The sequence below is a fragment of the Billgrantia sulfidoxydans genome, from assembly GCF_017868775.1.
Lineage (GTDB): Bacteria > Pseudomonadota > Gammaproteobacteria > Pseudomonadales > Halomonadaceae > Halomonas > Halomonas sulfidoxydans.
On record NZ_CP053381.1, the window covers coordinates 480,979 to 506,054 of the forward strand.

28 protein-coding genes are annotated in these 25,076 nt (G+C 67.6%); 18 read left to right on the forward strand and 10 right to left on the reverse strand.

What is annotated here, in order from left to right:
- The 3 genes from HNO51_RS02280 to HNO51_RS02290 are packed head-to-tail and all read right to left on the reverse strand — an operon-like array spanning position 1 to position 3,453.
- On the reverse strand, positions 1 to 897 hold the full coding sequence (locus HNO51_RS02280; protein ID WP_209538375.1) for an ABC transporter permease: 897 nt from the start codon (positions 895 to 897) through the stop codon (positions 1 to 3).
- Positions 887 to 1,813, reverse strand: a complete 927-nt coding sequence (gene oppB / locus HNO51_RS02285) for an oligopeptide ABC transporter permease OppB (protein ID WP_209538376.1) — start codon at positions 1,811 to 1,813, stop codon at positions 887 to 889. The genes HNO51_RS02280 and oppB overlap by 11 nt, the downstream gene beginning before the upstream one ends.
- 53 nt (positions 1,814 to 1,866) lie before the next feature.
- Positions 1,867 to 3,453 (reverse strand): peptide ABC transporter substrate-binding protein, encoded by a 1,587-nt coding sequence (locus tag HNO51_RS02290; RefSeq protein WP_242597184.1) that lies wholly within the window; start codon positions 3,451 to 3,453, stop codon positions 1,867 to 1,869.
- Positions 3,454 to 3,705: 252 nt separating this feature from the next.
- On the opposite strand from HNO51_RS02290, the gene prfB reads away from it, so the two are divergent.
- From prfB to rimI, 7 genes are all read left to right on the forward strand, one after another.
- Positions 3,706 to 4,804, forward strand: a protein-coding gene (prfB, locus tag HNO51_RS02295) for a peptide chain release factor 2 (RefSeq protein ID WP_338035274.1) whose coding sequence is annotated in 2 segments (ribosomal slippage) — positions 3,706 to 3,780 and positions 3,782 to 4,804 — 1,098 coding nt in all. Because the reading frame shifts where the segments join, the coding sequence is not laid out codon by codon here.
- 161 nt (positions 4,805 to 4,965) lie between these two features.
- Positions 4,966 to 6,516, forward strand: coding sequence for a lysine--tRNA ligase (gene lysS / locus HNO51_RS02300; protein WP_209538377.1), 1,551 nt, complete (start codon positions 4,966 to 4,968; stop codon positions 6,514 to 6,516).
- A gap of 421 nt (positions 6,517 to 6,937) precedes the next feature.
- On the forward strand, positions 6,938 to 7,324 hold the full coding sequence (locus HNO51_RS02305) for a hypothetical protein (protein ID WP_197449449.1): 387 nt from the start codon (positions 6,938 to 6,940) through the stop codon (positions 7,322 to 7,324).
- 76 nt (positions 7,325 to 7,400) lie between these two features.
- Positions 7,401 to 8,831: an MFS transporter gene (locus tag HNO51_RS02310; protein WP_197449450.1), complete on the forward strand. Its 1,431-nt coding sequence runs from the start codon at positions 7,401 to 7,403 to the stop codon at positions 8,829 to 8,831.
- A 27-nt stretch (positions 8,832 to 8,858) separates the two neighbouring features.
- Positions 8,859 to 9,167, forward strand: a complete 309-nt coding sequence (locus tag HNO51_RS02315; RefSeq protein ID WP_209538378.1) for a BolA family protein — start codon at positions 8,859 to 8,861, stop codon at positions 9,165 to 9,167.
- Positions 9,164 to 9,976, forward strand: coding sequence for a hypothetical protein (locus HNO51_RS02320; protein WP_197449452.1), 813 nt, complete (start codon positions 9,164 to 9,166; stop codon positions 9,974 to 9,976). The genes HNO51_RS02315 and HNO51_RS02320 overlap by 4 nt, the downstream gene beginning before the upstream one ends.
- Entirely contained in the window at positions 9,969 to 10,430 is a 462-nt protein-coding gene (rimI, locus tag HNO51_RS02325) for a ribosomal protein S18-alanine N-acetyltransferase (protein WP_209538379.1), read from the forward strand. The genes HNO51_RS02320 and rimI overlap by 8 nt, the downstream gene beginning before the upstream one ends.
- Positions 10,431 to 10,480: 50 nt before the next feature.
- On the opposite strand, the gene HNO51_RS02330 is transcribed toward rimI, so the two are convergent.
- Together HNO51_RS02330 and rsmD are read right to left on the reverse strand one after the other, a co-directional pair.
- Positions 10,481 to 10,672 (reverse strand): cell division protein ZapB, encoded by a 192-nt coding sequence (locus tag HNO51_RS02330; protein WP_197449454.1) that lies wholly within the window; start codon positions 10,670 to 10,672, stop codon positions 10,481 to 10,483.
- Between the two features lie 122 nt (positions 10,673 to 10,794).
- Entirely contained in the window at positions 10,795 to 11,409 is a 615-nt protein-coding gene (gene rsmD, locus HNO51_RS02335) for a 16S rRNA (guanine(966)-N(2))-methyltransferase RsmD (RefSeq protein ID WP_197449455.1), read from the reverse strand.
- A gap of 90 nt (positions 11,410 to 11,499) precedes the next feature.
- Here rsmD and ftsY point away from each other — a divergent pair, with 90 nt between their 5' ends.
- The 4 genes from ftsY (at position 11,500) to rpoH (ending at position 15,562) form a co-directional block, all read left to right on the forward strand.
- Positions 11,500 to 12,894, forward strand: a complete 1,395-nt coding sequence (ftsY, locus tag HNO51_RS02340) for a signal recognition particle-docking protein FtsY (RefSeq protein WP_209538380.1) — start codon at positions 11,500 to 11,502, stop codon at positions 12,892 to 12,894.
- On the forward strand, positions 12,891 to 13,559 hold the full coding sequence (ftsE, locus tag HNO51_RS02345; protein WP_197449457.1) for a cell division ATP-binding protein FtsE: 669 nt from the start codon (positions 12,891 to 12,893) through the stop codon (positions 13,557 to 13,559). The genes ftsY and ftsE overlap by 4 nt, the downstream gene beginning before the upstream one ends.
- Positions 13,556 to 14,530, forward strand: a complete 975-nt coding sequence (ftsX, locus tag HNO51_RS02350) for a permease-like cell division protein FtsX (protein WP_197449458.1) — start codon at positions 13,556 to 13,558, stop codon at positions 14,528 to 14,530. Before ftsE ends, ftsX begins: the two co-directional genes overlap by 4 nt.
- Positions 14,531 to 14,695: 165 nt before the next feature.
- On the forward strand, positions 14,696 to 15,562 hold the full coding sequence (rpoH, locus tag HNO51_RS02355; RefSeq protein ID WP_197449459.1) for an RNA polymerase sigma factor RpoH: 867 nt from the start codon (positions 14,696 to 14,698) through the stop codon (positions 15,560 to 15,562).
- Between the two features lie 69 nt (positions 15,563 to 15,631).
- Here rpoH and slmA read toward each other — a convergent pair whose 3' ends face one another.
- The 5 genes from slmA to coaBC form a co-directional block, all read right to left on the reverse strand.
- Positions 15,632 to 16,246: a nucleoid occlusion factor SlmA gene (slmA, locus tag HNO51_RS02360; protein ID WP_197449460.1), complete on the reverse strand. Its 615-nt coding sequence runs from the start codon at positions 16,244 to 16,246 to the stop codon at positions 15,632 to 15,634.
- 73 nt (positions 16,247 to 16,319) lie between these two features.
- Positions 16,320 to 17,240: an acetylglutamate kinase gene (gene argB / locus HNO51_RS02365; protein WP_209538381.1), complete on the reverse strand. Its 921-nt coding sequence runs from the start codon at positions 17,238 to 17,240 to the stop codon at positions 16,320 to 16,322.
- Between the two features lie 31 nt (positions 17,241 to 17,271).
- The gene (locus HNO51_RS02370; protein WP_209538382.1) at positions 17,272 to 18,669 is read right to left on the reverse strand and encodes a phosphomannomutase/phosphoglucomutase; all 1,398 of its coding nucleotides are present in this window, start codon (positions 18,667 to 18,669) and stop codon (positions 17,272 to 17,274) included.
- 99 nt (positions 18,670 to 18,768) lie between these two features.
- Entirely contained in the window at positions 18,769 to 19,239 is a 471-nt protein-coding gene (gene dut / locus HNO51_RS02375; RefSeq protein WP_209538383.1) for a dUTP diphosphatase, read from the reverse strand.
- A gap of 41 nt (positions 19,240 to 19,280) precedes the next feature.
- Entirely contained in the window at positions 19,281 to 20,567 is a 1,287-nt protein-coding gene (gene coaBC / locus HNO51_RS02380) for a bifunctional phosphopantothenoylcysteine decarboxylase/phosphopantothenate--cysteine ligase CoaBC (protein ID WP_209538384.1), read from the reverse strand.
- Between the two features lie 135 nt (positions 20,568 to 20,702).
- Between coaBC and radC the strand changes: the two genes are divergently transcribed.
- The 7 genes from radC to HNO51_RS02415 all read left to right on the forward strand — a co-directional run bounded on the left by radC (position 20,703) and on the right by HNO51_RS02415 (position 24,931).
- Positions 20,703 to 21,377: a RadC family protein gene (gene radC, locus HNO51_RS02385; protein WP_209538385.1), complete on the forward strand. Its 675-nt coding sequence runs from the start codon at positions 20,703 to 20,705 to the stop codon at positions 21,375 to 21,377.
- A 171-nt stretch (positions 21,378 to 21,548) separates the two neighbouring features.
- Positions 21,549 to 21,785 (forward strand): 50S ribosomal protein L28, encoded by a 237-nt coding sequence (rpmB, locus tag HNO51_RS02390; protein ID WP_197449466.1) that lies wholly within the window; start codon positions 21,549 to 21,551, stop codon positions 21,783 to 21,785.
- A 24-nt stretch (positions 21,786 to 21,809) separates the two neighbouring features.
- On the forward strand, positions 21,810 to 21,965 hold the full coding sequence (gene rpmG, locus HNO51_RS02395; RefSeq protein ID WP_016417370.1) for a 50S ribosomal protein L33: 156 nt from the start codon (positions 21,810 to 21,812) through the stop codon (positions 21,963 to 21,965).
- A 134-nt stretch (positions 21,966 to 22,099) separates the two neighbouring features.
- Positions 22,100 to 22,930: a bifunctional DNA-formamidopyrimidine glycosylase/DNA-(apurinic or apyrimidinic site) lyase gene (gene mutM, locus HNO51_RS02400; RefSeq protein ID WP_197449467.1), complete on the forward strand. Its 831-nt coding sequence runs from the start codon at positions 22,100 to 22,102 to the stop codon at positions 22,928 to 22,930.
- A 22-nt stretch (positions 22,931 to 22,952) separates the two neighbouring features.
- Positions 22,953 to 24,143 (forward strand): class I SAM-dependent rRNA methyltransferase, encoded by a 1,191-nt coding sequence (locus HNO51_RS02405; RefSeq protein ID WP_209538386.1) that lies wholly within the window; start codon positions 22,953 to 22,955, stop codon positions 24,141 to 24,143.
- A 1-nt stretch (position 24,144) separates the two neighbouring features.
- Positions 24,145 to 24,459 (forward strand): putative signal transducing protein, encoded by a 315-nt coding sequence (locus tag HNO51_RS02410; protein ID WP_209538387.1) that lies wholly within the window; start codon positions 24,145 to 24,147, stop codon positions 24,457 to 24,459.
- A gap of 31 nt (positions 24,460 to 24,490) precedes the next feature.
- Positions 24,491 to 24,931 (forward strand): acyl-CoA thioesterase, encoded by a 441-nt coding sequence (locus tag HNO51_RS02415; protein ID WP_197449470.1) that lies wholly within the window; start codon positions 24,491 to 24,493, stop codon positions 24,929 to 24,931.
- The last annotated feature ends 145 nt before the right edge of the window (positions 24,932 to 25,076 follow it).

Consider the following 25,076-nt stretch of genomic DNA (forward strand, 5'->3'; position numbering starts at 1 on the left):
TTAGCGAGTGCGAGGGTCGAGGGCGTCACGCAGCCCGTCACCGAGAAAGTTCAGGCACAGCAGGGTGAGCGCAAGAAAGGTCGATGGCACCAGCAGCATCCAGGGGGCGCTCTGCATCATGTCCACGCCTTCACTGATCAGCACGCCCCAACTGGTCATCGGCTCCTGCACCCCGAGCCCCAGGAACGACAGGAAGCTCTCCAGCAGGATCACCTTGGGCACGGTGAGCGTGACGTAGACGATCACCGGACCGAGGGTGTTGGGAATCAGGTGGCGCGTGACGATGGTGCTCGATTTCACCCCCAGGGCGCGGGCGGCCTCGACGAACTCGCGGCGCTTGAGCGCCAGCGTCTGGCCGCGCACGATGCGCGACATGTCGAGCCATTCGACGGCACCGATGGCGGCGTAGATCAGCAGGATGTTGCGGCCGAACACCACCATCAGCAGGATCACCAGGAACATGAACGGCAGCGAGTACATGATGTCGACGAAGCGCATCATCAGGCTGTCGACGCGCCCCCCGAGGTAGCCGGCCACGGCGCCATAGAGCACGCCGATCACCAGCGAGACGAAGGTGGCCACCACGGCCACCGAGAGCGAGATCTGGCCGCCGAAGAGCGTTCGCGTGAGCAGGTCGCGACCGTTGGCATCGGTTCCTGCGTAATGGCCGTCGGCGAGGCTGGGCGGTGCGTTGAAGGCGGCCCAGTCCACTTCGTTGAGCCCCCAGGGCGTGAGCCAGGGCCCCGCCACGCAGGCAAGCGCGATCACGGTCAGCAGCACCAGGCTGACCATGGCGGCGTGGTTCTGCTTGAGGCGACGCCAGGCGTCTTTTCCCAGGCTATCGCCCACCGGTAGGTCGCCGGCGCCCGGATGGGGGGTCGTTTGTTCAGTCGTCATAGCGGATCTGCGGGTCGAGTGCGGAGTAGAGGAGATCGACGATCAGGTTGAGCAGCACGATCAGGATGCCGTAGAACACCACCGTGCCCATCACCAGTGTGTAGTCCCGATTCAGCGCGGCCTGGACGAAGTAGCGGCCGATGCCGGGGATGCCGAAGATCTGCTCGATCACCACCGAGCCGGTGATGATCCCGGCGATGGCCGGCCCCAGGTACGAAATCACCGGCAGCAAGGAGGGGCGCAGCGCATGGCGCCAGATCACCTCGCGCTCCGTCAGGCCCTTGGCGCGGGCGGTGCGGATGTAGTGGCTGCCCAGCACCTCGATCATGCTGGCCCGGGTCATGCGGGCGGTGTAGGCGATCTGCTGAATCGACAGCGCCACCACCGGCAGCACCATGTTGCGCCAGTGTCCGTCGTTCCAGCCGCCCACCGGCAGCCACGCCAGCAGCACGCCGAAGACCAGGGCGAGGATCGGCGCGATGACGAAGTTGGGAATGGCAACCCCCGCCAGTGCCGTGCCCATGACCAGGTAGTCGACGCTCGTGTTGCGTCGCAGCGCCGCCACGATGCCGAGCGGAAGCCCCAGCGCGATGGCCAGGGCGATGGCCCACAGGCCGAGCTCGAGGCTGACCGGAAACCCCTGCGCGATCAGCTCGGTGACGGTGAAATCCTTGTAGCGGAAGGAGGGGCCGAAATCGCCCTGCAGCAGGTTGCCCAGGTAGATCAGGTACTGCTTCCACACCGGCTGGTCGAGATGGTAGGCCGCGCGCAGGTTGGCCTCGATCTCCGCCGGCAGCTGGCGTTCGCCGTCGAACGGTCCTCCCGGCGCCAGGTGCATCAGGAAGAACGACAGGGTAATGACGATCAGCAGGGTGGGAATGGCCTGGAACAGGCGCTTGAAGACATAGAGCAGCATGGCATCCCCCGGCCCCGGTCGCCCGGGGCCTCGTCAGGCTTGATGGAGAAAAATCAATCTTCGAAGGAAACCCAGCGTGAGCGATGGATGTCTTCGATGTTGTTCTCCCAGCCTTGCAGGGCGGGGTTCACCAGATTGCGCGAGACGTAGTAGTAGATGGGCAAGGTAGCGTTGTCCTCGAGCGCCAGGCGCTCGGCTTCGGTCATGATCTCGCCGCGCCGGTCGAGCTCCTGGGTCTCGGCGGCCTCGCGCATCAGGGCATCGAACTCCTCGTTGGAGTAGGCCCCGTAGTTGTTGGCCACGCCGCTCTCCAGCAGGCTGAGAAAGTTCTGGGCATCGTTGTAGTCGCCGATCCAGCCGGCACGGCCCACGTCGAACTTGCCCTGTCTGAGATCGGCATAGTGCACGGCGACCTCGGAGTTGAACAGGTCGACCTCGACGCCCAGTGGCTCCCACATGGCGGCGATGGCGATGGCCACCTTGCGATGGTCCTCGCTGGTGTTGTAGCGCAGGTTGAGCTGGAGCGGATTGTCGGGACTATAGCCCGCCTCTGTCATGAGTTCGCGGGCGCGTGCCATGCGCTCATCCTGGGACATATCGGCGAAATCGAGCGTCGCCGGTTCGTAATGGCTGACGCCGGGCGGAACGAAGCTGTAGGCCGGCTCCTCGCCCGTGCCCAGGATCTGCTCGGTAATCACTTCACGCCGCACGGCCAGGCTCAGGGCCTCGCGCACGCGCGGATCCGCCGTGGGATGGCCCTCGCGGGAGTTGAGCACGTAGTAGTAGATCCCCAGAAAGGGGGCGGTGTGGGTCGCTTCGGGCAGGTTGTCCTGCAGCCAGCCGTACTGCTGGGTCGGGAACTCGCGCGCCACGTCGATCTCCCCGGCGCGGAAGCGGTTGAGGGCGGTGTTGCGCTCCTCGATGGGGAAGTAGATCACCTGATCGAGCGCGACGCTGTCGGCATCATGGAAGTGCTCGTTGCGTACCGCCTCGATGCGTGTCTGCGACTGCCAGCGCTGGACCTTGAACGGGCCGTTGGAGACCAGGTTGTCGGGCCGCGACCAGCGGTCGCCGTGCTCCTCCACCACGTGCTGGGGAACGGGATAGGCGGTGTAGTGGGAGAGCTGGTCGAGGAAATAGGGCGTCGAGCGCTCCAGGGTGATCTGCAGGGTATGGGCGTCGAGCGCCTCGATGCCCAGCGTTTCGGGCTCCGCCTCGCCACCGTAGACCGCCTCGGCGTTCTTCACCGGATAGAGCAGATAGGCATAGTCGGCGGCGGTGGCGGGGTCTAGGATGCGGCGGAAGGCAAAGACGAAGTCCTCGGCGGTGACCGGCTCGCCATCCGACCAGCGGGCATCCTGGCGAATCTGGAAGGTGTAGGCCGTGCCGTCCTCCGAGATCTCCCACGACTCGGCCACCCCGGGGATGCGCTCCCCATCGGCGGCTTCGGTGACCAGCCCCTCGAAGAGATCGCCCGCCACGTCGTTCTCCCAGGTGCCGCTGATCTTGTGGGGGTCGAGGGAGGCGGGCTCGCCCATGATGGCAATACGCAGCGTGTCGGCCTGAAGCGGCAGGGCGGCGAGGCTGGCCATGAGGGCGGCGGAGCGGAGCGCAGGGCGCAAGCGAGATGCGAGTTCCATCAGCGTGTTTCTCCTTGTATCTTGTTATTGGATGGTGATTCCACTGTCAATTCAGTGGATCTTAGTAGAATTAACCATGGCGGCAACGTGCGACTTTGTCCAGTCCGCTGATGGGACATCGCCGAGGGTCGCGGCGGGCGAGGATGCGTCGCAGCGCCGAGTTGGCTACAATAGTCGCCTTTTCCGCGCTGCCGGGGCGGGTCCATGGCCTGCCCGGCAGCCGTTCTCCAAGCGAACCAGGCGAGCGAGCCCATGCTGGAAACCAACCCCATTCACAACCTCATCAAGGACCTGGCCGAGCGGACAGACGTCCTGAGGGGGTATCTTTGACTATGCCGAACGCAAGGATCGGCTAGAGGAAGTCACCCGCGAGCTGGAAGACCCGGGCGTGTGGAACGACCCCGAGTACGCCCAGAAGCTGGGTAAGGAACGTGCCTCCCTCGAGGCCATCGTCGAGACCATCGACGAACTCGACCAGGGCCTGGCGGACAGCCGCGACCTGCTCGAGCTGGCCGAGATGGAAGAGGACGAAGACACCGTCGCCGAGGTGAAGAGGGAGCTCGATGGGCTCCAGGAGAGCCTGGCGAAGCTCGAGTTCCGGCGCATGTTCTCGGGCGAGATGGACGCCAACAACGCCTACCTCGACATCCAGGCCGGTTCCGGCGGCACCGAAGCCCAGGACTGGGCCAACATGCTGCTGCGCATGTACCTGCGCTGGTGCGAGCAACACGGCTTCAAGACCGAGATCACCGAGCTCTCCGCCGGTGAGGTGGCGGGCATCAAGTCGGCCACGATTCACGTGCAGGGCGACCACGCCTTCGGCTGGCTGCGTACCGAGACCGGCGTGCACCGCCTGGTGCGCAAGAGCCCGTTCGACTCCGGCGGCCGTCGCCACACGTCATTCGCCTCGGTGTTCCTGTCGCCGGAGATCGACGACAGCTTCGAGGTCGAGATCAACCCGGCGGATCTGCGCGTCGACACCTACCGCTCCAGCGGCGCGGGCGGTCAGCACGTCAACACCACCGATTCCGCGGTGCGTATCACCCACGAGCCCACCGGCATCGTGGTGGCCTGCCAGAGCCAGCGCAGCCAGCACGCCAACCGCGACTTCGCCATGAAGCAGCTCAAGGCGAAGCTGTGGGAGCACGAGATGGAGAAGCGCAATGCCGCCAAGCAGGAGGCGGAAGACTCCAAGGCCGATATCGGCTGGGGTAGCCAGATCCGCTCCTATGTGCTCGACGACCAGCGCATCAAGGACCTGCGGACCGGCGTGCAAACCAGCAACTGCGACCGGGTGCTGGACGGTGACCTGGACGCCTTCATCGAAGCCAGCTTGAAGCAGGGGCTATAGCCTGCTGCGCTTGCTGATACGGCGTTGCCCCTCAACTCGAGAGTCTCATTGACGACAGTCAGCTCCGTTCTCGCGTTGAGGGGCGCCTTGTCTCAGCTTCGCTCGCGCGGCGCTAGTCGCGTTTACAACACCGCATATTGTGACTGCTAACAGGTAGCGAGATGGCCAACCAGAGCTCCTCCCCGGAAAGCCCCCAGACCGACGAGAACCGTCTGATCGCCGAGCGTCGGGCCAAGCTGGCGGCGCGCCGCGAGCGCGCCGATGCCACCGGCGGCAGCGCCTTCCCCAACGATTTTCGCCGCGACAGCCTGGCGGCCGACCTCGTGGCCGAGCTGGGTGAGAAGGACAAGGACGAGCTGGAGTCGCTGCACCGGCCGGCGGCAGTGGCCGGGCGCATCATGCGCAAGCGCGGCCCGTTCCTGGTGATCCAGGACCCCTCCGGCACGATCCAGCTCTACGTCGACAAGAAGGGGCTGGCGGAAGAGGTGCTGGAGGATATCAAGGGCTGGGACATCGGCGACATCGTGGCGGCCCGCGGCCCGGTGCACAAGTCGGGCAAGGGCGACCTCTACGTGATGATGGAGGAGGCCAGGCTCTTGACCAAGAGCCTGCGCCCGCTGCCGGACAAGTTCCATGGCCTGACCGACATGGAGGCGCGCTATCGCCAGCGCTACGTCGACCTGATCATGAACCCCGATTCGCGCAAGGTGTTCGAGACCCGCGCCGGGGTGATCAGCGCCATGCGCCGCTTCTTCGAGGAGCGCGGCTTCATGGAGGTCGAGACCCCCATGCTGCAGCCGATCCCCGGGGGCGCCACCGCGCGGCCCTTCATCACCCACCACAATGCGCTGGACATCGACATGTACCTGCGCATCGCTCCCGAGCTCTACCTCAAGCGCCTGGTGGTGGGCGGCTTCGAGAAGGTCTTCGAGATCAACCGCAACTTCCGCAACGAAGGGCTGTCGACGCGCCACAACCCCGAGTTCACCATGGTCGAGTTCTACCAGGCACACGCCAACCACCATGACCTGATGGACCTCACCGAGGAGATGCTGCGCGCCGTCGCGCTCAAGGTGCTGGGCACCACCACGGTGGTCAACACCGTGCGCAGCGCCGAGGGCGAAGTGCTCGAGACCTACGAATACGACTTCGGCAAGCCGCTCAGGCGCATCAGCGTGTTCGACTCGATCCTCGAGTTCAACCCGGACATTCACGCCGAGGCACTGGCCGACGAGGCCGCCGCACGGCAGATCGCCGAGCGCCTGGACATCGACGTCAAGGATGGCTGGGGCCTGGGCAAGATCCAGATCGAGATCTTCGAGAAGACCGTCGAGCACCGCCTGAAGGACCCGACCTTCATCACCGACTACCCCACCGAGGTGAGCCCGCTGGCGCGGCGCAAGGACAGCGACCCATTCGTCACCGAGCGCTTCGAGTTCTTCGTCGGCGGGCGAGAGATCGCCAACGGCTTCTCGGAGCTCAACGACGCCGAGGACCAGGCCGAGCGCTTCCGCGCCCAGGCCGCGGAGAAGGAGGCCGGCGACCTCGAGGCGATGTACTACGACGCCGACTACGTGCGCGCGCTGGAGTACGGCCTGCCGCCCACCGCCGGTGAGGGCATCGGCATCGACCGCCTGGTCATGCTGTTCACCGACAGCGCCTCGATCCGGGATGTGTTGCTGTTCCCGGCCATGCGTCCTGAGGTGGAGTGAAGGGGCTGCGCTTCGGCCAGGCGTTGTTGCTCAGGAGTTCGCTTTGCTCATGTACAAATTCGTACACACCGCCAGCGAACACCTGAGCGCCTAGCCTGGCCTTTGCTCGCCTCCTTCCGCTACTTGCGGTGGTTAAGCGAGGGGCGCCGGGGGGAGGCCGAAGAGGAGGTCTTTTGCCATGGGTGAGGAGCATTGCTCCGAACGGGCTGGCCATGGATGGCCAGCCCCGGTCCTGCAAGCGGAGCAGGATGCGAGAGCGAAGCAGGGCAAAAGTAGCGCCCAGGGATGGGTTCACAGCGCCTCCTCGAAGGCCTGCCCCCGGTAAAGCCCCGGGCCTCTCGGTGTCGAACCGGCGGAAGTATTGGTAAGCGGCGGCGCTAGCGCCCATAATGATCACCGTTTCGACGTCGAGGAGACCGCGATGAAACTGCTCAACCGCTCCGCCCTGAGCGTCAGGCCGACCCGGCACTTCGTGGACTGGATCAACGCCCTGGAACCCACCATGGGGGAGGACGACCTCACCCTGGCCGACGTCGAACGCGAAAGCACCGTCTACCTGATTCCCGAGATGGACACCCCGGAGGCGCTGGAGGCCTTCGTGCGGGAGCGCTACCTCGAGATCCTCGAGACCGAGCTGCGCGCCTGGGAAGAGGACGAGCGCCAGTGGCCCGAGGCTCTGGACTGGGCGCTGTTCCAGCGCTTCCTGCAGGTCGAGCACAGCTACCTGGCCATCGACCTCGACGACGAGACGGCGCTGGAGATCTCCGAGGTCGACGATTCCCTGCTGCTGGAGACGGATCAGGACTGATTCGCTCCTTCGTTGATCTTCGAGAACCGGCTGCGGCCGGTTTTCTCGTTATGTACCAAGCCCTGATGGGAACCGAATGAGCCGACTCTTTTCCACCCGGCCCGGCGACGACGGCCTGCCGGGGCCCGAGCGACGCCTGGCGGTACTGGCGCTGATCCTCGGTACGCTGATGGCCGTGGTCGACGTCACCATGGTCAACATTGCGCTGCCATCCATGGCGCGTGACCTCGAGGTCTCCGACGCCCGCGCGGTCTGGGTCACCAACCTGTTCCAGATCGTCTGCGCCGCCTTCCTGCTGGTGTGCGCCTCCTTCAGCGAGATGATCAGTCGCCGCCGGCTCTACGTGGCCGGGCTGGCGCTGTTCGTGGTTGCCTCGTTGGGTGCGGCACTGTCGCGCAGCCTGGAGTGGCTGCTGCTCTTTCGGGCCCTGCAGGGGCTCGGGGCGGCGGCCACGCTCTCCATCGGCCCATCGCTCTATCGCTCGATCTTTCCCACTCGCCTGCTAGGCAGTGCCTTGGGGCTTTCCGCCCTGGTGGTAGCGGGCGGCTATGCCGCCGGACCGGCCTTGGGTGGGCTGGTGCTGTCGGTGGTCAGCTGGCCCTGGCTGTTCGCCCTGCACCTGCCGCTGGGGCTTGTCGCGCTGTGGCTGGCGTGGCGTGCGCTGCCCCGCGAGAAGGGGCGCCGCGGCGGCTTCGACGGTCGCGGGGCGCTGGGCTCGGTGGTCACGCTGGGAAGCTTCTTCCTGGCCATGGATACCCTGGGCCACGGTGCGGCGCCGTGGCAGTCGCTGGCCTGGCTGACGCTCAGCGTGGTGACGGGCGGGCTGTTCCTGCGCCGCCAGCGCCGGGCCAGCCACCCACTGCTGCCGCCACGGCTGTTTCGGGTGCCGCGCTTCCGCCTGGCGGTGTCGGCGTCGGGGCTCGCCTTCGTCGGTCAGGGGCTGGCCTTCGTCGCGCTGTCGTTTCTTTACCAGCAGGAGATGGGGTTCTCGCCGCTGCACACCGCCTGGCTGTTCACACCCTGGCCGCTGGCCATCATGCTGGTCGGCCCCCTGGCCGGTCGCCTGGCCGACCGGATGAATCCCAGCCTCATGGCCAGCCTGGGGCTGGTGGTGCTGATGCTGGGGCTCGCCTCGCTGGCGCTGCTGCCGCAGGCGGCCGGTGTGCTGGACAGCCTGTGGCGCACGGCACTGTGCGGCATCGGCTTCGGTCTGTTCCAGCCGCCCAACAACCGCGAAATGATGACCAGTGCGCCGCACGAACTGAGCACCAGCGCCTCGGGCGTGCTCAGCACCACGCGTACCGTGGGCCAATCCCTCGGCGTGGCGCTGGTCGGTGCCTTCATGGCGGCCAATGCGCCGGTGCAGGCCACGCTGTGGGCTGGCTGCCTGGCCTGCCTGCTGGCGCTCCTGGCCAGCCTGGCGCGGGTGTCACTGGCCGGCGCCGCCCAGGCGGGCTGTCGCGAGGAGGCCGCGCAGGTGCAGTCGCCGAGCAAGCGAGTACAATGACCTGACATCCATGATCGAGGAGCCCTCATGAGCGTTCAGGCCGATATCGAAGAGAAGCTGCAGGCCCTCGAACCCACCCATGTGGCGGTGGAGAACGAGAGTCATCGGCATGCCGTGCCGGCCAATTCCGAAACCCACTTCAAGGTCACGGTGGTGTCCGAACACTTCCAGGGATTGATGCCGGTGAAGCGCCACCAGCGTCTCTATGCGCTGCTGGCCGATGAGCTCTCGGGGCCGGTGCATGCCCTGGCCCTGCATCTCTATACCCCGCAGGAGTGGGCCGCCCGCGGCGAGGCGCGCCCCGACTCCCCCAACTGCCGTGGTGCCGGTGCGTGACTACCGAACCGCAGCGTCTGCAGTACCTGGAGGCGATGGGGCTGACGGCCTGGGTGGCGCGTTACCGGCTGCCCCACGCACGGCCGACCGAGGCCTGCGCGTGGGAGCTGCCCGAGCGGCCCGCCGCCACGCCGCCCGCCGAGCGCCTGCATGCGCTGCTCGACGAGGCGGATGCCGCCGCGCGCCAGGCCCCTCCCGGACCACCGGCCGCGGAGCCGCCGAGAGCGTCGTCTCCCAACCGCGCTCGTCAGCTGCTGGGCATCGCCTCTGCCGATGAGGAGGCCGGGCCGGCGGCCAGCGAGGCGGCGGCTCCCGAGGCGGCAAAGCCGGGCCAGGAGCCGCTGCGCTTCACCCTGCAGGTGGCGTGCCTGGCAGGGCGCTGGCTGGTGACCGTGCCCGGGGAGGCGCCGCCGGGCGACCAGGGACAGCTGCTGGGCAACCTGCTGCAGGCGGCCGGGATCGCAGCCGAGCCCTCGCTGGTCTTCGAGACGTTTCGCTGGCCGCCGATGGAGAACCTGCCGGTCGAGGCGCCGCTGGAAGAGGCGCGCGAGGGGCTGCAGGCCTTCATCGAAGGCACGCGTCGACGGGGCTGGGCGCTCGAACGTATCCTGGTGTTCGGTCGCGACGAAGCCCTGGATCGGCTGCTTGGCCCGCAGCAGGGCGCATTCGAGCTGCTTGGCCTGCCCGCGTGGCAGGGGCCCGCGCTGGGCGAGCTGGCGCAGAGCGCCGCGGCCAAGCGTGAACTGTGGCCTACCCTGCTGGAGTGGCGGCGGGCCTGGTCCCGGTCTGACAGCGAGACCGATGACTGAACTCGCCATCCATCGGTTGACGACCGACGATCTGGGGCGCCTGGTGGCGCTGGAGAACTGTCAGCTGCGCCCCTGGTCACGTCGCCAGCTCGAGGCCGCCCTGAGCGATGCCGGCTGTCTGGTACTGGGGGCGGAGATGGCCGGCCGGCTCGTCGGCCATGCCGTGGTCGCCAGGCTGCCCTTCGAGGCGGAACTGCAGGCCATGCTGGTGGCGCCCGACATGCGTCGGCGCGGCCTGGCCGCCGAGCTGCTGGAAACGACGATCGAGCAGTGCCGGCAATGGGGCAGCGAGCGGCTGCTGCTCGAGGTAAGAGCGGGCAATGTGCCGGCCATCGAACTCTATCGCCACGCGGGCTTCGGCGAGGATGGGCGGCGCCGCGGCTATTACCCGCCCCTGGAGGAGGCGGCCGACGCACGCAGGGAGGATGCCGTTCTGATGTCGCGTCGGCCTTGAGACGGCTGGTGCGGTGAGGCGCCAGGACGCACGGCCGGAAACGCCAGGGCTCAGCCTCGTTCGGTTTCCACCTCGTCGAACTTGCCCAGCAGCGCGGTCAGGCGGCGCTCCCACTCCTCGCGCTCGTGCTTCAGCCGGCTGTTCTCCTCGCGCAGTTCCTCGGCCTCCATCTTCAGCAGTTCCAGGGCCTCGACGGCACTGGCCACTTTCTGTTCGAGCCGGTTGAAGAGTTCGGTGCTCATCGTGTTCTCCTGAATGACGTCCTGCCGGGGCGGGCGCCTGCCCGCGCTGATTCCGTTGCGCAGCGTAACGCCGAGGCCAAGGCTCGGCAAGCGTAGCCGAACGGCGACGCCGGGCCGGCTGACTACCGGCGCCGGTAGAGTCGCCCGGTACTATCGCCGGCCCGCACCTCGCGATGCAGCGCCCAGTTGGCGGGAACGTGTACGTCGAGCGCCGTTTCGGCCTCCAGGTAGATCCACGCCTCCGCGGCGAGCCAGCCCCGCTCCAGGTATTCGCAGCAGGGCTCCGCCAGGCCTTGGCGGAAGGGTGGATCAAGGAAGACCAGGGTAAAGGCAGCGTCGGCCGACCCGGCGGCGAGCAGGGCGAGGGCATCCCCGGCCTGCACCCGGCCCCGCTCGCTGGCGCCCAGGGTGCGGAGGTTGTCCGCAAGAGCTCCGGCGACCCTGGCGTCGCGTTCGACGAACAGCACCGAGGCCGCGCCGCGGGAAAGCGCTTCGAGACCCAGTGCGCCGGTGCCGGCGAACAGGTCGAGCGCCTGTGCGCCCGGCGTGGCCGCGGCCAGCCAATTGAACAGGGTCTCGCGCACCCGGTCGGGCGTGGGGCGCAGGCCCGGGCTGTCGAGTACCGGCAGCAGGCGTCGGCGATACTCGCCGCCGATGATGCGCAGGCGGCCGCTACCCTTGGACGGGCGAGCGCCGGGGCGGGAGCGTGAACGAGGGGAGGAGCGGCGACGTGTCATGCGGCGGAATTGTACCCGGCGCCGTGTCCACAGTCATGGTGCGCGGTGTTAGGATGTAGCGATCATTCACCCGTGAGGCTGAATTCCCCCATGTTCGGTTTTTTCAAGCGCAAGAAGCAGCAGGAATCCCAGCAGGAAGAGCAGCAGGAGCGGCAGTCGACTCAGCCTGATGAAGAGCACGAGGAGGAGGCGTCCCGCGAAGGTGCGCCGACGAGTGAAACGGCTGCCGAGGCGGAGCGGGAGGCGGCGCCCGCCGAGCCGGACGTCGTCGACGCCCCGCGCCCCGAGGAGACCGCCATGGCTGGCCCGGCGGCGGATGAGGTGCGTGACCGGACCGAAGCAGTCGATGAGGTCGGCCGGGAAGAGGAGAACGAGGTGCTGCGTGAGGAGGCGCTGGCCTCCGAGCCCGAGCCTCAATCACAACCCGAACCCGAACCCGAACCCGAACCCGAGCCCGAGCCTCAATCACAACCCGAACCCGAACCCGAACCCGAGCCTGCCCGCCCGGCGCTGCAGGAGAAACCGGCCGCCGAGAAGCGGGGCTGGTTCGCGCGCATCCGCTCGGGCCTGGGCAAGACCCGCGCCAACCTCACCGAGGGTGTCGCCGGGCTGTTCCTGGGCAAGAAGCAGATCGACGACGAGCTGATCGAGGACCTCGAGACCCAACTGCTGATGGCCGACGTGGGGATCGAGGCCACCAGCGAGATCATCGAGCGTCTTACCGAGCGCGTCTCGCGCAAGGAGCTCAAGGAGCCCCAGGCACTCTATCGTGCGCTGCAGGACGAACTCGCCGTGATGCTCGACGCCGTGGCCAAGCCTCTCGTGCTGCCGGCCAAGAGCGAAGGGCCTTTCGTGATCCTGGTGGTCGGCGTCAACGGTGTCGGCAAGACCACCACCATCGGCAAGCTGACCCAGCGCTTCCAGCGCGAGGGGCGCAGCGTGATGCTGGCCGCCGGCGACACCTTCCGTGCCGCCGCGGTGGAGCAGCTCAAGGTATGGGGCGAGCGCAACAAGGTACCGGTGATCGCCCAGCACACCGGCGCCGACAGCGCCTCGGTGATCTACGATGCCGTGGCTTCGGCCAAGGCGCGCAAGGTTGACGTGCTGATCGCCGACACCGCCGGGCGGTTGCACAACAAGAGCCACCTGATGGAAGAGCTCAAGAAGGTGCACCGGGTAATGGGCAAACTCGACGGGGGTGCCCCTCACGAGGTGATGCTGGTGCTCGATGCCGGCACCGGCCAGAACGCGCTGTCCCAGGCCAATACCTTCAACGAGGCGGTGCCGGTCACCGGCATCACCCTGACCAAGCTCGACGGTACCGCCAAGGGCGGCATCATCTTTGCCCTGGCCAAGCAGCTCGGCACGCCGATCCGCTTCATCGGCGTGGGCGAGGGCCTCGACGACCTGCGTCCCTTCGAGGCCCGCGATTTCGTCGACGCCCTCTTCGACCAGGGCGACGAGGGGGCTGCCGCCTCGTCATGATCCTCTTCGAGCATGTGGGGAAACGTTACGGCGGGCGCTTCGAGGCACTCGCCAACATCGATTTCCGCGTGCAGCGCGGCGAGATGCTCTTCCTCACCGGCCATTCGGGCGCCGGCAAGAGTTCGCTGCTGCGCCTGATCATGCTGCTGGAGCGGCCGACTCGCGGCCGGGTGCTGGTCGCCGGGCACGACATCGGCCGCCTGCACCCCAGCCAGGTGCCCTATTACCGCCGCCAGATCGGCGTCGTGTTCCAGGACCACCAACTGCTGCTCGACCGCTCCATTTTCCACAACGTGGCGCTGCCGCTGGAGATCCGCGGGGTCGACCCGCGTGAGGCGGCACGCCGGGTGCGCGCGGCGCTGGACAAGGTGGGGCTGCTGCATCGGGAGAAGGCACTGCCCATCGAGCTCTCCGGCGGCGAGCAGCAGCGGGTGGGTATCGCCCGGGCGGTGGTCAACAAGCCCTCGCTGCTGCTCGCCGACGAGCCTACCGGTAACCTCGACCCGCAGCTCTCGGCCGACATCATGGCGCTGTTCGAGGACTTCAACCGCATCGGCACCACCGTGATGATCGCCAGCCACGACCTGGCGCTGATCGCCCGCCTGCGGCACCGCGTGCTGCGCCTGCGCGATGGGCGCCTGGTGGCCGACGAGGAGGCCGCATGAGCCGGCAGCCGCCCGCGCCGCCGCGCGGCGCGCGCACTCAGCGCACCCGCTCCTCCAGCCGCTTTCGCGGCTGGCTGCGCCACCATCGTGCCATGTGCCTCGATAGTGCCCGGCGCCTGCTGCGAGCCCCCATCGGCAGCCTGCTCACCATGCTCGCCATTGCCATTGCCCTGGTATTGCCGGCGGCGCTGTGGCTGGCGCTGGACAGTGCGCGCCTGCTCGATGCCGAACTCGACGAGAGCGCTACCCTGACGGCCTACCTGGAGCGCCACGTGGACGAGGCCCAGGCCGGGCGTATCGGCGAGGCCGTGGCCGCCCAGCAGGGCGTCGCCCGCAGCCGCCTGATCACTGCCGCCGAAGGCATGGCGGAGTTCCAGCAGGCGCTGGGGCTGGACGATGCCTTGGGTCGGCTCGAGGACAACCCGCTGCCGGCCAGCATCGTGGTGGTGCCCGTCGACCCGGCCCCCGAGGCAGTGCGCCGGCTCGCCGGCGAACTCGAGACGTTGAGCGGCGTCGACGAGGTGCGGCTCGACCTGGCCTGGCTCGAGCGGCTGCGCCACCTGGCCGAATTGGGCAGCCGCCTGGCCCTGGCGCTCGGCGTGCTGTTCGGCCTGGGCGTGCTGCTGGTGGTGGGCAACACCATCCGCCTGGCGGTGGAGAGCCGCCGCCAGGAGATCGAGGTGGTGATGCTGATCGGTGCCACCCATGCCTTCGTGCGCCGCCCCTTCCTCTACAGCGGGGCCTGGTACGGGCTCGGCGGCGGCCTGCTCGCCTGTGGGCTGCTGGGGCTCGGCAACCAGTGGCTGGCGGCGCCGGTCAGCGCCCTGGCGGCGAGCTACGGTGCCACCTTCACACTGCCGCGGCTGGGGCCGGGGGGCTCGGCAACGCTGCTGTTGTGCAGTACACTATTGGGCTGGCTGGGTGCCTGGATCGCCGTGAGCCGCCACCTCGCGGAGGTGCGGCCCCGATAGGCCCATCCTCTGGCGATACCGGCCGCATCCGCTCGCTGGCGACATCGTGCGGCATCTGCCACCCTGTCGCCAGACAGGGAACATTATCGATATTCGATCGTCAAACAAGCGGTTGAAACAGACATCGGTCTTTATGTAGATGGGTTTTCAGGGAGACAACCTGCTATGAGCACCAGTCTTCTTCCGGTGGGCCAGCTCTCACCGGGACATGACCTCAACGGGTACATCCAGGCGGTCAATGGCATTCCCATGCTGACCGCCGAGGAAGAGCGCGAACTCGCCTTCCGCCTTCACGACGAAGGCGACCTGGAGGCGGCGCGTCGCCTGGTGCTGTCGCATCTGCGCTTCGTCGTGCACATCGCACGCAGCTACTCCGGCTATGGCCTGCCCCAGGCCGACCTGATCCAGGAGGGCAACGTGGGTCTGATGAAGGCCGTCAAGCGCTTCGACCCCAACCAGGGGGTGCGGCTGGTCTCCTTCGCCGTGCACTGGATCAAGGCCGAGATCCACGAATTTGTGCTGCGCAACTGGCGCATCGTCAAGATCGCCACCACCAAGGCCCAGCGCAAGCTGTTCTTCAACCTGCGCAGCGCCAAGAAGCGCCTGGCCTGGCTGAACAACGACGAGGTCGACGCCATCGCCCGCGACCTCGACGTCAAGCCCGAGGTGGTGCGCGAGATGGAGGGCCGCCTCTCGGCCCACGATGCCGGCTTCGACGTCTCGCCGAGCGACGACGAGGAGGCCGCCTACCAGGCGCCGGTCCACTACCTGGACGATGACGGCTCCGACCCCGCCGTCCAGCTCGAGGACAGCGACTGGGAAGACGATGCCAATCGTCGCCTGAAGATGGCCCTGGAGGCGCTGGACGAGCGTTCCCGCGACATCCTCCAGCGCCGTTGGCTGGCCGACGACAAGGCCACGCTGCACGATCTGGCCGATGTCTACGGCGTCTCCGCCGAGCGCATCCGACAGCTCGAGAAGAACGCCATGAAGAAGATCCGCCAGCAGCTGGGCGACACCCTGGCGGCCTGAGCGCCACATTGCCCCGACGACGAAGCCCCGGTTCCGTGAACCGGGGCTTTTGCTTGGCGGGCTGGGCGCCTACGCGCTCTGGGTGATCGGCGTGCGCATCAGCTGGGCCGAGAGCAGCGCCCACTGGTCGTCCCAGTGCTCGGTGGGGCGACGCTGGAAGTCGCTGCGCACGTACTGGGAGATGCGCCCCTCCGCCACGGCCATCAGCAGGTTGGCGGTGGCCGATACCGGCAGTACGGTACGCTGCCGTTCGCGCAGTTCGGCTTCGCGCAGCACCTGCTTGAGCTGGGTCTCCAGGCGTTCGAAAAGCTGGTGGATACGCAGCCGCAGCCGCTCGGTCTCGCCGGTCAGGACGTCGCCCTCCAGCAGGCGCGAGAGGCCCGGGTTCTTCTCGGCGAAGGCCAGCAGCAGGGTGAGGATCTGCCCGCAGCGCGGCACGGCCTCGTGCATCTCGTCGAGGATGCGGCTGATGCGCTCGAACAGGGTCTCCTCGATGAACGAGATCAACCCCTCGAACATGCGTGCCTTGCTCGGGAAATGGCGGTAGAGGGCGGCTTCGGAAACGCCCACCTGGCGCGCCAGCGCCGCGATGGTGATGCGTTTGCCGCTGTCTTCTTCCAGCATCAGGGCGAGCGCCTGCAGGATCTGCTCGCGCCGGCTGGAGGTCTGTGTTGCCTGCGTCATGTCGAAGTATGTCTTCTGGTTATTGGGTGGCCGGAGGTGCTCGCCCCATGGCCGGCACGGGGCGAGTGCCTCTTCAGGCGCTGTCGTTCCCTTGCTGGTCGGCATCGGTGATCAGGGTGCCGACCCCGGCGTTGGTGAAGATTTCCAGCAGCGTGGCATGCGCCACGCGGCCATCGATGATATGCGCACTGCGTACGCCTCCCTTCACGGCGTCGAGCGCGCAGCGGATCTTGGGCAGCATACCACCATGAATGGTGCCGTCGGCGATCAGGGCGTCCACCTGGGCGGTGGTCAGCCCGGTGAGCACCTCGCCCTCGGCGTTCATCAGGCCGGCCACGTTGGTCAGCAGCATCAGTTTCTCCGCCCCCAGCGCCTCGGCCACCTTGCCCGCCACCAGGTCGGCGTTGATGTTGTAGCTGTGACCCTTGGCGTCGACGCCGATGGGGGCGATCACCGGAATGAAGTCGCGCTCGGCGAGCATCTCGATCAGGTCGGTGGAGACATGCTCGACCTCGCCCACGTGGCCGATGTCGATGATCTCGGGGGCGGTCATTTCCGGCGTCTTGTGCGCCACCTTGAGCTGGCGTGCGCGGATCTGGGCGCCGTCCTTGCCGGTGAGGCCGATCGCCTTGCCGCCGCACTGGTTGATCAGGTTGACGATCTCCTTGTTGACCAGCCCGCCGAGCACCATTTCTACCACATCCATGGTCTGCGAGTCGGTAACCCGCATGCCATTGACGAAGCGCGACTCGATCTTGAGCTTGGCCAGCAATTCCCCGATCTGCGGGCCGCCGCCATGTACCACCACGGGATTGATGCCGACCTCCTTCATCAGCACCATGTCGCGGGCGAAGGAGTCGATTAGGGCATCTTCGGTCATGGCGTTGCCGCCGTACTTGACGACGACGGTCTTGCCGGAGAAACGCTGGATGTAGGGAAGTGCCTCGGAGAGCACTTCCACTACCAACCGCGGGTCACGAGTCGTTTCGGTCATGGTCCTTCCTCGGGGATACGAAACGCCGCCGTCAGCTCGGCAGCGTCAGCGCCGGGTCGACCTGCTTGAGGGCGTCGGCGAAACGGTTACGAATACGCTCGAGGGCGGCGTCGCTCTTGCCCTCGAAGCGCAGCACCAGCACCGGCGTGGTATTGGAGGCGCGGCACAGCCCCCAGCCGTCGGGATAGTCGACGCGGATGCCGTCGAGGGTGGTCTTGACGCCGTCCTCGCCGAAGTCACCCTCGCGGGCCAGCTTGTCGACCAGCTCGAACTTGTTCTCGTCGGTCACGTGGACGTTGATCTCCGGCGTGCCGAGGTCCTGCGGGTAGCGGGCGAAGAAGGTGTCGGCGTCGTCTTCCTGCTTGGAGAGGATCTCCAGCAGCCGGGCGGCGCCGTAGATGCCGTCGTCGAAGCCGTACCAGCGCTCCTGGAAGAAGATGTGGCCGCTCATCTCGCCGGCGAGCTGAGCCCCGGTCTCCTTCATGCGCGCCTTGATCAGCGAGTGCCCGGTGCGCCACATCTCCGGCGTGCCGCCGGCCCGCTCGACCACGCCCGCCAGGTTGCCGGTGCACTTGACGTCGAAGATCACGCGGGCGCCGGGATTGCGCGACAGCATGTCCTCGGCGAAGGCCATCATCAGGTGATCGGGGTAGATCAGCTTGCCGCTCGGCGTGACCACGCCGAGGCGGTCGCCGTCGCCATCGAAAGCCAGGCCGATGTCGGCGCCGGTCTCCTTCACCGCACGCATCACGTCCTGCAGGTTCTCCACCTTGCCCGGGTCGGGGTGGTGGTTGGGAAAGTTGCCGTCGATCTCGGCGAACAGCGGCACGGTGTCGGCACCGAGCCGCTCGATCAGCTTGGGCCCCAGCTCGCCGGCCACGCCGTTGCCACAGTCGACCACCGCCTTGAGCGGGCGCTCGAGACGGATGTCGCCGACGATGCGCTCGAGGTAGGCGTCGCGTACGTCCTCGTGCCGCACGCTGCCCTGACCTTCGGTCAGGTCGCCGGACTCGATGCGCTTGTACAGCGCGGTAATCGCCTTGCCGGAGAGCGTCTCGCCGCCCAGCACGATCTTGAAGCCGTTGTAGTCCGGCGGATTGTGGCTGCCGGTGACCATCACCCCCGAGGCGGTGCCTTCGAGGACATGGGTGGCGAAGTAGAGCACCGGCGTGGGCACCATGCCGATGTCGATCACGTCGCGGCCGGCGGCGGTCAGGCCGCGCATCAGCGCCTCGCTCAGCCGCGGGCCGGAGAGGCGGCCGTCGCGGGCCACCACCACGGTGGACTCGTTGCGGGCGGCGGCCTCCGAGCCGATGGCTCGGCCGATCTGCTCGACGGTCGCCTCGGTCAGGGTGTCGTCGACGATGCCGCGAATATCGTAGGCGCGGAAGATGGAGGCCGGTACGGGGCTGTTCTCGACTTGGCTCATAGCGGTTCCTTGTCAGACAGTGGTGGGTTCGTTGATGCCAGGTTACGACGGCGCTGCCGGGCGTCACCGCTCCTTGGGACGCTTGCGGCGTTCCTGCGGTCAGTGGCGGCCCGAGCTGCCGAAGCCGCCTTCACCGCGTAGGCTGGCCTCGAAGTCGTCGACGACGTCGAGCTCGGCCTGGACCACCGGTACCAGCACATACTGGGCCAGGCGCTCGAAGGGCTCCAGCACGAAGGTGTTGGTGCCGCGGTTCCACACGGAGATCATCAGCTCGCCCTGGTAGTCGGAATCGATCAGACCCACCAGGTTGCCGAGCACGATGCCGTGCTTGTGGCCCAGCCCGGAGCGCGGCAGGATCAGGCCGGCCAGGCCCGGGTCGCCGATATGGATCGCGAGCCCGGTGCGCACCAGTTCGCACTGGCCGGGCTCGAGGGTCAACGGCGCATCGAGCAGCGCACGCAGGTCCATCCCGGCGGAGCCCAGGGTGGCGTAGCGGGGCATGTAGTCGTGCAGCCGCTCGTCGAGCAGCTTGACGGCCAGGCGCGGTTGTCGGGGTCGGGAATCGGACATGGTGGCTCCGTCGGTTCTGCGGGTTCCGGGCAGGTTCGGGTTCAGTGTACGGGGCGGGAGGTCAGGCAGCCGAGCGCTCGCTCGATCACTGCCCTGGCCAGCTCGCGCTTGGGCTGCGGCGGCAACTGCTCGCCGCCTTCCCCTTCGCCGTCGCGCCACAGCAGCAGGGCGGCGTTGTCGTCGGCGCCGAAGCCGAGCCCTGCGGCCGAGACATCGTTGGCGACGATCATGTCCAGCCGCTTGCGCTCGAGCTTGTCGCGCGCATAGGCCTCGAGATCGCGGGTCTCGGCGGCGAAGCCCACCACGAAGGGGCGTCCCCCGGCCGCATCGCGCGTATGGGCGATATCGGCAATGATATCGGGGTTCTTGATCAGCTTCAGGGTCAGGCCTTCCTCGCCTTCGCGCTTCTTGATCTTGTGTTCGGCGGCCGTCGCGGCGCGATAGTCGGCCACCGCGGCGCAGCCGATGAACAAGTCGCAGTCGGCCGCCAGGCGGCGGCTCGCCTCGTGCATCTGGCGCGCCGTCTCCACATCGGTGCGCTCGACTCCCGCGGGGGTCGGCAGGCTCACCGGTCCGCTGATCAGGCTGACCCGGGCGCCGAGCTCGGCCGCGGCGGCGGCCAGGGCGAAGCCCATCTTTCCCGAGCTGTGGTTGGAGAGGTAGCGCACCGGATCGAGCGGCTCGCGGGTGGGGCCGGCGGTGATCACCACGTGCAGGCCCCGGGCCGGGGCGTCTTCGACCCGCGCCGCCTGGGCTTGTGCACTCTCGCGGGTGGGCTGAATGAGTTCGGCCACGATCGCCTCGGGCTCGAGCATGCGGCCCGGCCCCACGTCGCCGCAGGCCTGGTCGCCGCTGGCCGGCCCCAGCAGCCACCAGCCGTCCTGTGCGAGGCGTTCGGCGTTGCGCTGGGTGGCGACATGGCGCCACATGGCCTGGTTCATGGCCGGCGCCATCACCTTTTCGGCGTCGCTGGCCAGGCACAGGGTGGTGAGCAGGTCGTCGGCCATGCCCAGAGCCAGGCGTGCCATCAGGTCGGCGGTGGCCGGGGCGATCAGGATCGTCTCGGCCCAGCGGGCCAGCTCGATATGCCCCATGCCGGCCTCGGCTTCGGGATCGAGCAGCGAGGTGCGCACCGGCTCGCCGGTCAGCGCTTGCAGCGTCAACGGGGTGATGAAGGCCTGGGCGCCTTCGGTCATGGCCACGCGCACCTCGCAGCCCGCCTGCTTGAGCAGCCGGGCGAGCTGGGCGCTCTTGTAGGCGGCAATGCCGGCACTGATGCCGAGCAGGATGCGCCGGCCGGCAAGCCGTTGTGCGAGTTGCGTTGCCATGCTGTTTTCCTGAGCTGAAACCCGACCGCCTACCTTACCACTGCCGTTGAAGTTGCGCAGCCGCAGCCTTCGGCCAAGGTCGGTTACAATGAGTGACTTCCTATCACCAGGGAAAGCGTAGCAAGGAGACAGGGGATGTCGATTCGCGACTGGCCCGAGGGCGAGCGCCCGCGGGAAAAACTGCTGACGCTGGGCGCCGAGGCACTGTCGGACGCCGAGCTGCTGGCGATCTTCCTGCGCGTGGGGGTGGCGGGGCGTTCGGCGGTGGACCTGGCCCGCGACCTGCTCGGCGCGTTCGGCGGCCTGCGCCAACTGCTCGAGGCCGACCAGGCTCGCTTCTGCGCCGAGCGCGGGCTGGGCACGGCTAAGTTCGTCCAGCTCCAGGCCACCCTCGAGCTCTCCAAGCGTCATCTTGCCGCCGAGCTTGCGCGCGGCAATGCGCTGACCTCGCCCTCCCTGGTGCGCGCCTATCTGGCCACCCAACTGCGCCACCTGGGCCACGAGGAGTTCGCCGCGCTGTTCCTCGATACCCAGCATCGCGTGATCCGCTTCGAATCGCTGTTCCGCGGCACGCTGGACAGCGCCTCGGTCTACCCCCGCGAGGTGGCGCGCCGCGCGCTGGAGCTGGGCGCCGGGGCGGTCATCTTTGCCCATAACCACCCTTCCGGCGTGGCCGAGCCCTCTGACGCCGACCGGCGCATCACCGAGCGGCTGCGCGAAGCGCTGGGGTTATTCGAGATTCGCGTGCTGGACCACTTCGTGGTCGGCGATGGGGAAGTCGTATCTTTTGCAGAGAGAGGGTGGCTTTAGGCGGCAGGAAAGGTAGAATACGCGCCTACTATTGCCTGCCGGGGCGCACTCTGCTATAAAGTGCAGCCTTTGAATTCCCTTGGGTCAAATGACAACGGGGTCGTTCCCGGTTTGCCCGACAGGTTTTGAACACACAGGTTTGACCACCTGGCCAAGCGGTTGGAGGCTCCCATGTCCAAAGTATGTCAGGTTACCGGCAAGCGCCCGGTGACTGGTAACAACGTTTCACACTCCCAGCGCAAGACCCGCCGTCGTTTCTTGCCGAACCTGCACACCCACCGCTTCTGGGTGGAGTCCGAGAACCGCTTCGTCAAGCTGCGGGTCTCCTCCAAGGGTATGCGCATCATCGACAAGAAGGGCATCGACGAGGTGCTCAGCGACATCCGCAAGCGCGGCGAAGCCGTCTAAGCGAACCTCAGGGAGACAGCAGTCATGCGTGACAAGATCAAGTTGGTGTCCAGCGCCGGTACCGGCCACTTCTACACCACCGACAAGAACAAGCGGAACACCCCGGACAAGCTCGAATTCAAGAAGTACGATCCGGTCGTCCGCAAGCACGTGATGTACAAGGAAGCCAAGATCAAGTGAGCCGATCCGGCGTCCGCCGCTGGCGACGGGCGCCCTTGGCGGCTTGACGGCTTCCAGCCGCAGGTAGCAAGACCTGTCCTCCTGAACCCGGCCCTGCCGGGTTCAGGCGTATCTATTCCCCGGATTTCCTCGCCATGCCCGAGCTTCCCGAAGTCGAGACCACCCGCCGCGGCATCGCTCCTCACGTGGAGGGGCGCGAGATCGTCGAGGCGATCGTGCGTCAGCCGCGCCTGCGCGTGCCGGTGCCGGACGACTTCATCGAGCGCCTGGTGGGCTCGCGCATCGGCGTCCTGGCGCGCCGCGCCAAGTACCTGCTGCTGCCGATCGAGGGCCGGGGCGAGGGCGCCGGCAGCCTGATCTGGCACCTGGGCATGTCGGGCAGCCTGCGCATCGTCCGGCTGGGCGAACTGCCCAGGAAGCACGACCATGTCGACCTGGTGCTCGACGACGGTGGCATCCTGCGCTACCACGATCCGCGCCGCTTCGGCTTCGTCGACTGGCTTGCCGGAAGCCGGGAGAGCGACCCGCGCCTGGCGAACCTGGGGCCCGAGCCGCTCTCCGAGGCTTTCGACGGCGAGCGGCTCTACCGGCTCTCGCGCGGCCGACGCATGGCCGTGAAGCCGTTCCTGATGGACAATGCCGTAGTGGTCGGCGTGGGCAACATCTACGCCAGCGAGGCGCTGTTCCTGGCCGGCATCGACCCGCGCCGGGCGGCGGGGCGCATCTCCCGCGAGCGCTACGCGCGCCTGGCCGCGGCGGTACGCGAGGTGCTCGCCGCGGCCATCACCCAGGGCGGCACCACCCTGCGCGACTTCGTCAGCGGCACCGGCGAGCCGGGCTACTTCAAGCAGCGTCTCAACGTCTATGGCCGCCATGGCCAGGGCTGCCGGCGCTGCAATGGCGAGCTGCGGCTGGTGACGCTGGGCCAGCGGGCCAGTGTGTTCTGTCCTTCTTGCCAACGATGATTACCCTTCCACGAGACCTGCCATGACCCAGACCCTGCGCCTCAAGAAGAATGCCGATCGCCGCCTCAAGGCCGGCCACCTGTGGCTCTACTCCAACGAGGTCGACACCGAGGCCACGCCGCTCAAGGGCCTCGAGCCGGGCGCCCAGGTGGTGGTCGAGGCCGCGGGCGGCAAGGCCATGGGCGTGGCCTACGTCAACCCCAACTCGCTGATCTGCGCCCGGGTGGTGTCGCGCGACCCCGGCATGCGCCTCGACCGTTCGCTGCTGGTGCACCGCTTCAACCAGGCGTTGGCCCTGCGCCAGCGGCTCTACGCCAAGCCGTTCTACCGCCTGGTGCACGGCGAGGGCGACCTGCTGCCGGGGCTGGTGGTGGACCGCTTCGACGACGTGCTGGTGGTGCAGCTCAATACCCTGGGCATGGAGCGCCTGGCCGAGGAGGTCGTGGCCGCGCTCGACAAGGTGCTCTCGCCACGGGTCATCGTGTTCAAGAATGACTCCTCCGGGCGGCGCCAGGAGCAGCTCGAGCGCCAGGTCACCGTGGCCAAGGGCGAACTCGACGGCCCCGTGCTGATGGAAGAGAACGGCGTGCGCTTCCACGCGCCGGTGCTCGACGGGCAGAAGACCGGCTGGTTCTTCGATCACCGCGCCAACCGCGCCTGGCTCAATGGCCTGGTGGCCGGCAAGCGGGTGCTCGACCTGTTCAGCTACGTCGGCGGCTGGGGTGTGCAGGCGGCGGCCCACGGCGCCCGCGAGGTGCTGTGCGTGGACGCCAGCGCCCAGGCGCTGGAACGGGTGGCCGAGAATGCGGCCCTGAACGGCCTGCACGATCAGGTGGCGGTAGGCGAAGCCGACGCCTTCGAGGCGCTGGCGGCGCTCAAGGCCGACGGCGAGCAGTTCGACGTGGTGATCCTCGACCCCCCGGCCTTCATCAAGAAGCGCAAGGACATTCCCAACGGTGAGCGCGCCTATGCCAGGCTCAACCGCGAGGCGATGCGCCTGCTGGGACGCGATGGCCTGCTGCTGTCGGCCTCCTGCTCCATGCACCTGGCGCCGGAGCGGCTGGTGGACGTGGTACGCGGCGCGGTGCGCCACCAGGATCGTCATGGGCAGGTGATCTACCAGGGTCACCAGGCGGCGGACCATCCGGTACACCCGGCGATTCCCGAGACGGCTTATCTGAAGGCGCTCGGCGTCAGGGTTTTCAGGGATTGAGGTGGGCGGCTACGTTCGTGTCTTCGCGCACTCCAACGCGCTGCTGGTCAGCCACGTGCGCAACCTGCTGGCGGCGGCGGGAATTCCCGTGGAGCTGCGCAACATGGTGCTGGGCGGCGGTGCGGGCGAGCTGCCGCTGGGCGAGTGCGAGCCCGAGGTATGGGTGGCGCCACACAACCGTGAACGCGCCGAGGCGCTGATCCACGAGGCCATGACGGGCGGCAGTGAAGCGCCGGGCTGGACCTGTTCCGGCTGTGGCGAGGCGTTGGAGGGAGTGTTCGAGGCCTGTTGGCGCTGCGGTGCGACGAGGGACTGAGCTGGCGAAGTAACCCGGCAAGGAGGCGACATTGTCACAGGAGTGGGATCTTCCCGACCCGTACGTCATCGAGCTCGAGGTGGAGGCCTCGGCCATCGACGAGTACGGCCATGCCAACAATGCCGCGTACCTGCGCTGGGTCGAGCAGGTGAGCTGGGCGCATTCGCGGCATCTGGGTCTCGACCTGGCGCGCTATCGGGAACTGGACCGTGCCATGGCCGTGCATCGCCACGAGCTCGACTACCTGGCACCCGCCTTCGAGGGGGAGCGCCTTGCGCTGGCCACCTGGATCGTAGGCTGCGACGGTCGCCTGACCCTGACCCGGCGCTTCCAGCTCGTCCGACCCGCCGACGGTCGCACCCTGCTGCGGGCGCGCACCCGCTTCGCCTGCATCGAGCTCACCACGGGCCGGCCGCGGCGCCTGCCCGTGGAGTACGTGGCCATCTACGGTGGCGCGCTTATTGCCGAGTGATGCTGCGATTTTTTTGTTGAAGCCTTGGCTGAGGTGCTGATTTTCTTCTGCTAGTTGCCCTTTCACGATTTTTTACCGTTCTTTATGCGGGGTGCTTCATGTTTGGACTGTCTGTGCTGTAATTCGCCTGTCATACCCTAACAAC

Bases quoted from the DNA above. Each gene is read 5' to 3' on its own strand.
- HNO51_RS02280 (WP_209538375.1), bottom strand. From the start codon at position 897: ATGACGACTGAACAAACGACCCCCCATCCGGGCGCCGGCGACCTACCG.
- oppB (WP_209538376.1), bottom strand. From the start codon at position 1,813: ATGCTGCTCTATGTCTTCAAGCGCCTGTTCCAGGCCATTCCCACCCTG.
- HNO51_RS02290 (WP_242597184.1), bottom strand. From the start codon at position 3,453: ATGGAACTCGCATCTCGCTTGCGCCCTGCGCTCCGCTCCGCCGCCCTC.
- lysS (WP_209538377.1), top strand. From the start codon at position 4,966: ATGGCCAACCAGAGCTCCTCCCCGGAAAGCCCCCAGACCGACGAGAAC.
- HNO51_RS02305 (WP_197449449.1), top strand. From the start codon at position 6,938: ATGAAACTGCTCAACCGCTCCGCCCTGAGCGTCAGGCCGACCCGGCAC.
- HNO51_RS02310 (WP_197449450.1), top strand. From the start codon at position 7,401: ATGAGCCGACTCTTTTCCACCCGGCCCGGCGACGACGGCCTGCCGGGG.
- HNO51_RS02315 (WP_209538378.1), top strand. From the start codon at position 8,859: ATGAGCGTTCAGGCCGATATCGAAGAGAAGCTGCAGGCCCTCGAACCC.
- rimI (WP_209538379.1), top strand. From the start codon at position 9,969: ATGACTGAACTCGCCATCCATCGGTTGACGACCGACGATCTGGGGCGC.
- HNO51_RS02330 (WP_197449454.1), bottom strand. From the start codon at position 10,672: ATGAGCACCGAACTCTTCAACCGGCTCGAACAGAAAGTGGCCAGTGCC.
- rsmD (WP_197449455.1), bottom strand. From the start codon at position 11,409: ATGACACGTCGCCGCTCCTCCCCTCGTTCACGCTCCCGCCCCGGCGCT.
- ftsY (WP_209538380.1), top strand. From the start codon at position 11,500: ATGTTCGGTTTTTTCAAGCGCAAGAAGCAGCAGGAATCCCAGCAGGAA.
- ftsE (WP_197449457.1), top strand. From the start codon at position 12,891: ATGATCCTCTTCGAGCATGTGGGGAAACGTTACGGCGGGCGCTTCGAG.
- ftsX (WP_197449458.1), top strand. From the start codon at position 13,556: ATGAGCCGGCAGCCGCCCGCGCCGCCGCGCGGCGCGCGCACTCAGCGC.
- rpoH (WP_197449459.1), top strand. From the start codon at position 14,696: ATGAGCACCAGTCTTCTTCCGGTGGGCCAGCTCTCACCGGGACATGAC.
- slmA (WP_197449460.1), bottom strand. From the start codon at position 16,246: ATGACGCAGGCAACACAGACCTCCAGCCGGCGCGAGCAGATCCTGCAG.
- argB (WP_209538381.1), bottom strand. From the start codon at position 17,240: ATGACCGAAACGACTCGTGACCCGCGGTTGGTAGTGGAAGTGCTCTCC.
- HNO51_RS02370 (WP_209538382.1), bottom strand. From the start codon at position 18,669: ATGAGCCAAGTCGAGAACAGCCCCGTACCGGCCTCCATCTTCCGCGCC.
- dut (WP_209538383.1), bottom strand. From the start codon at position 19,239: ATGTCCGATTCCCGACCCCGACAACCGCGCCTGGCCGTCAAGCTGCTC.
- coaBC (WP_209538384.1), bottom strand. From the start codon at position 20,567: ATGGCAACGCAACTCGCACAACGGCTTGCCGGCCGGCGCATCCTGCTC.
- radC (WP_209538385.1), top strand. From the start codon at position 20,703: ATGTCGATTCGCGACTGGCCCGAGGGCGAGCGCCCGCGGGAAAAACTG.
- rpmB (WP_197449466.1), top strand. From the start codon at position 21,549: ATGTCCAAAGTATGTCAGGTTACCGGCAAGCGCCCGGTGACTGGTAAC.
- rpmG (WP_016417370.1), top strand. From the start codon at position 21,810: ATGCGTGACAAGATCAAGTTGGTGTCCAGCGCCGGTACCGGCCACTTC.
- mutM (WP_197449467.1), top strand. From the start codon at position 22,100: ATGCCCGAGCTTCCCGAAGTCGAGACCACCCGCCGCGGCATCGCTCCT.
- HNO51_RS02405 (WP_209538386.1), top strand. From the start codon at position 22,953: ATGACCCAGACCCTGCGCCTCAAGAAGAATGCCGATCGCCGCCTCAAG.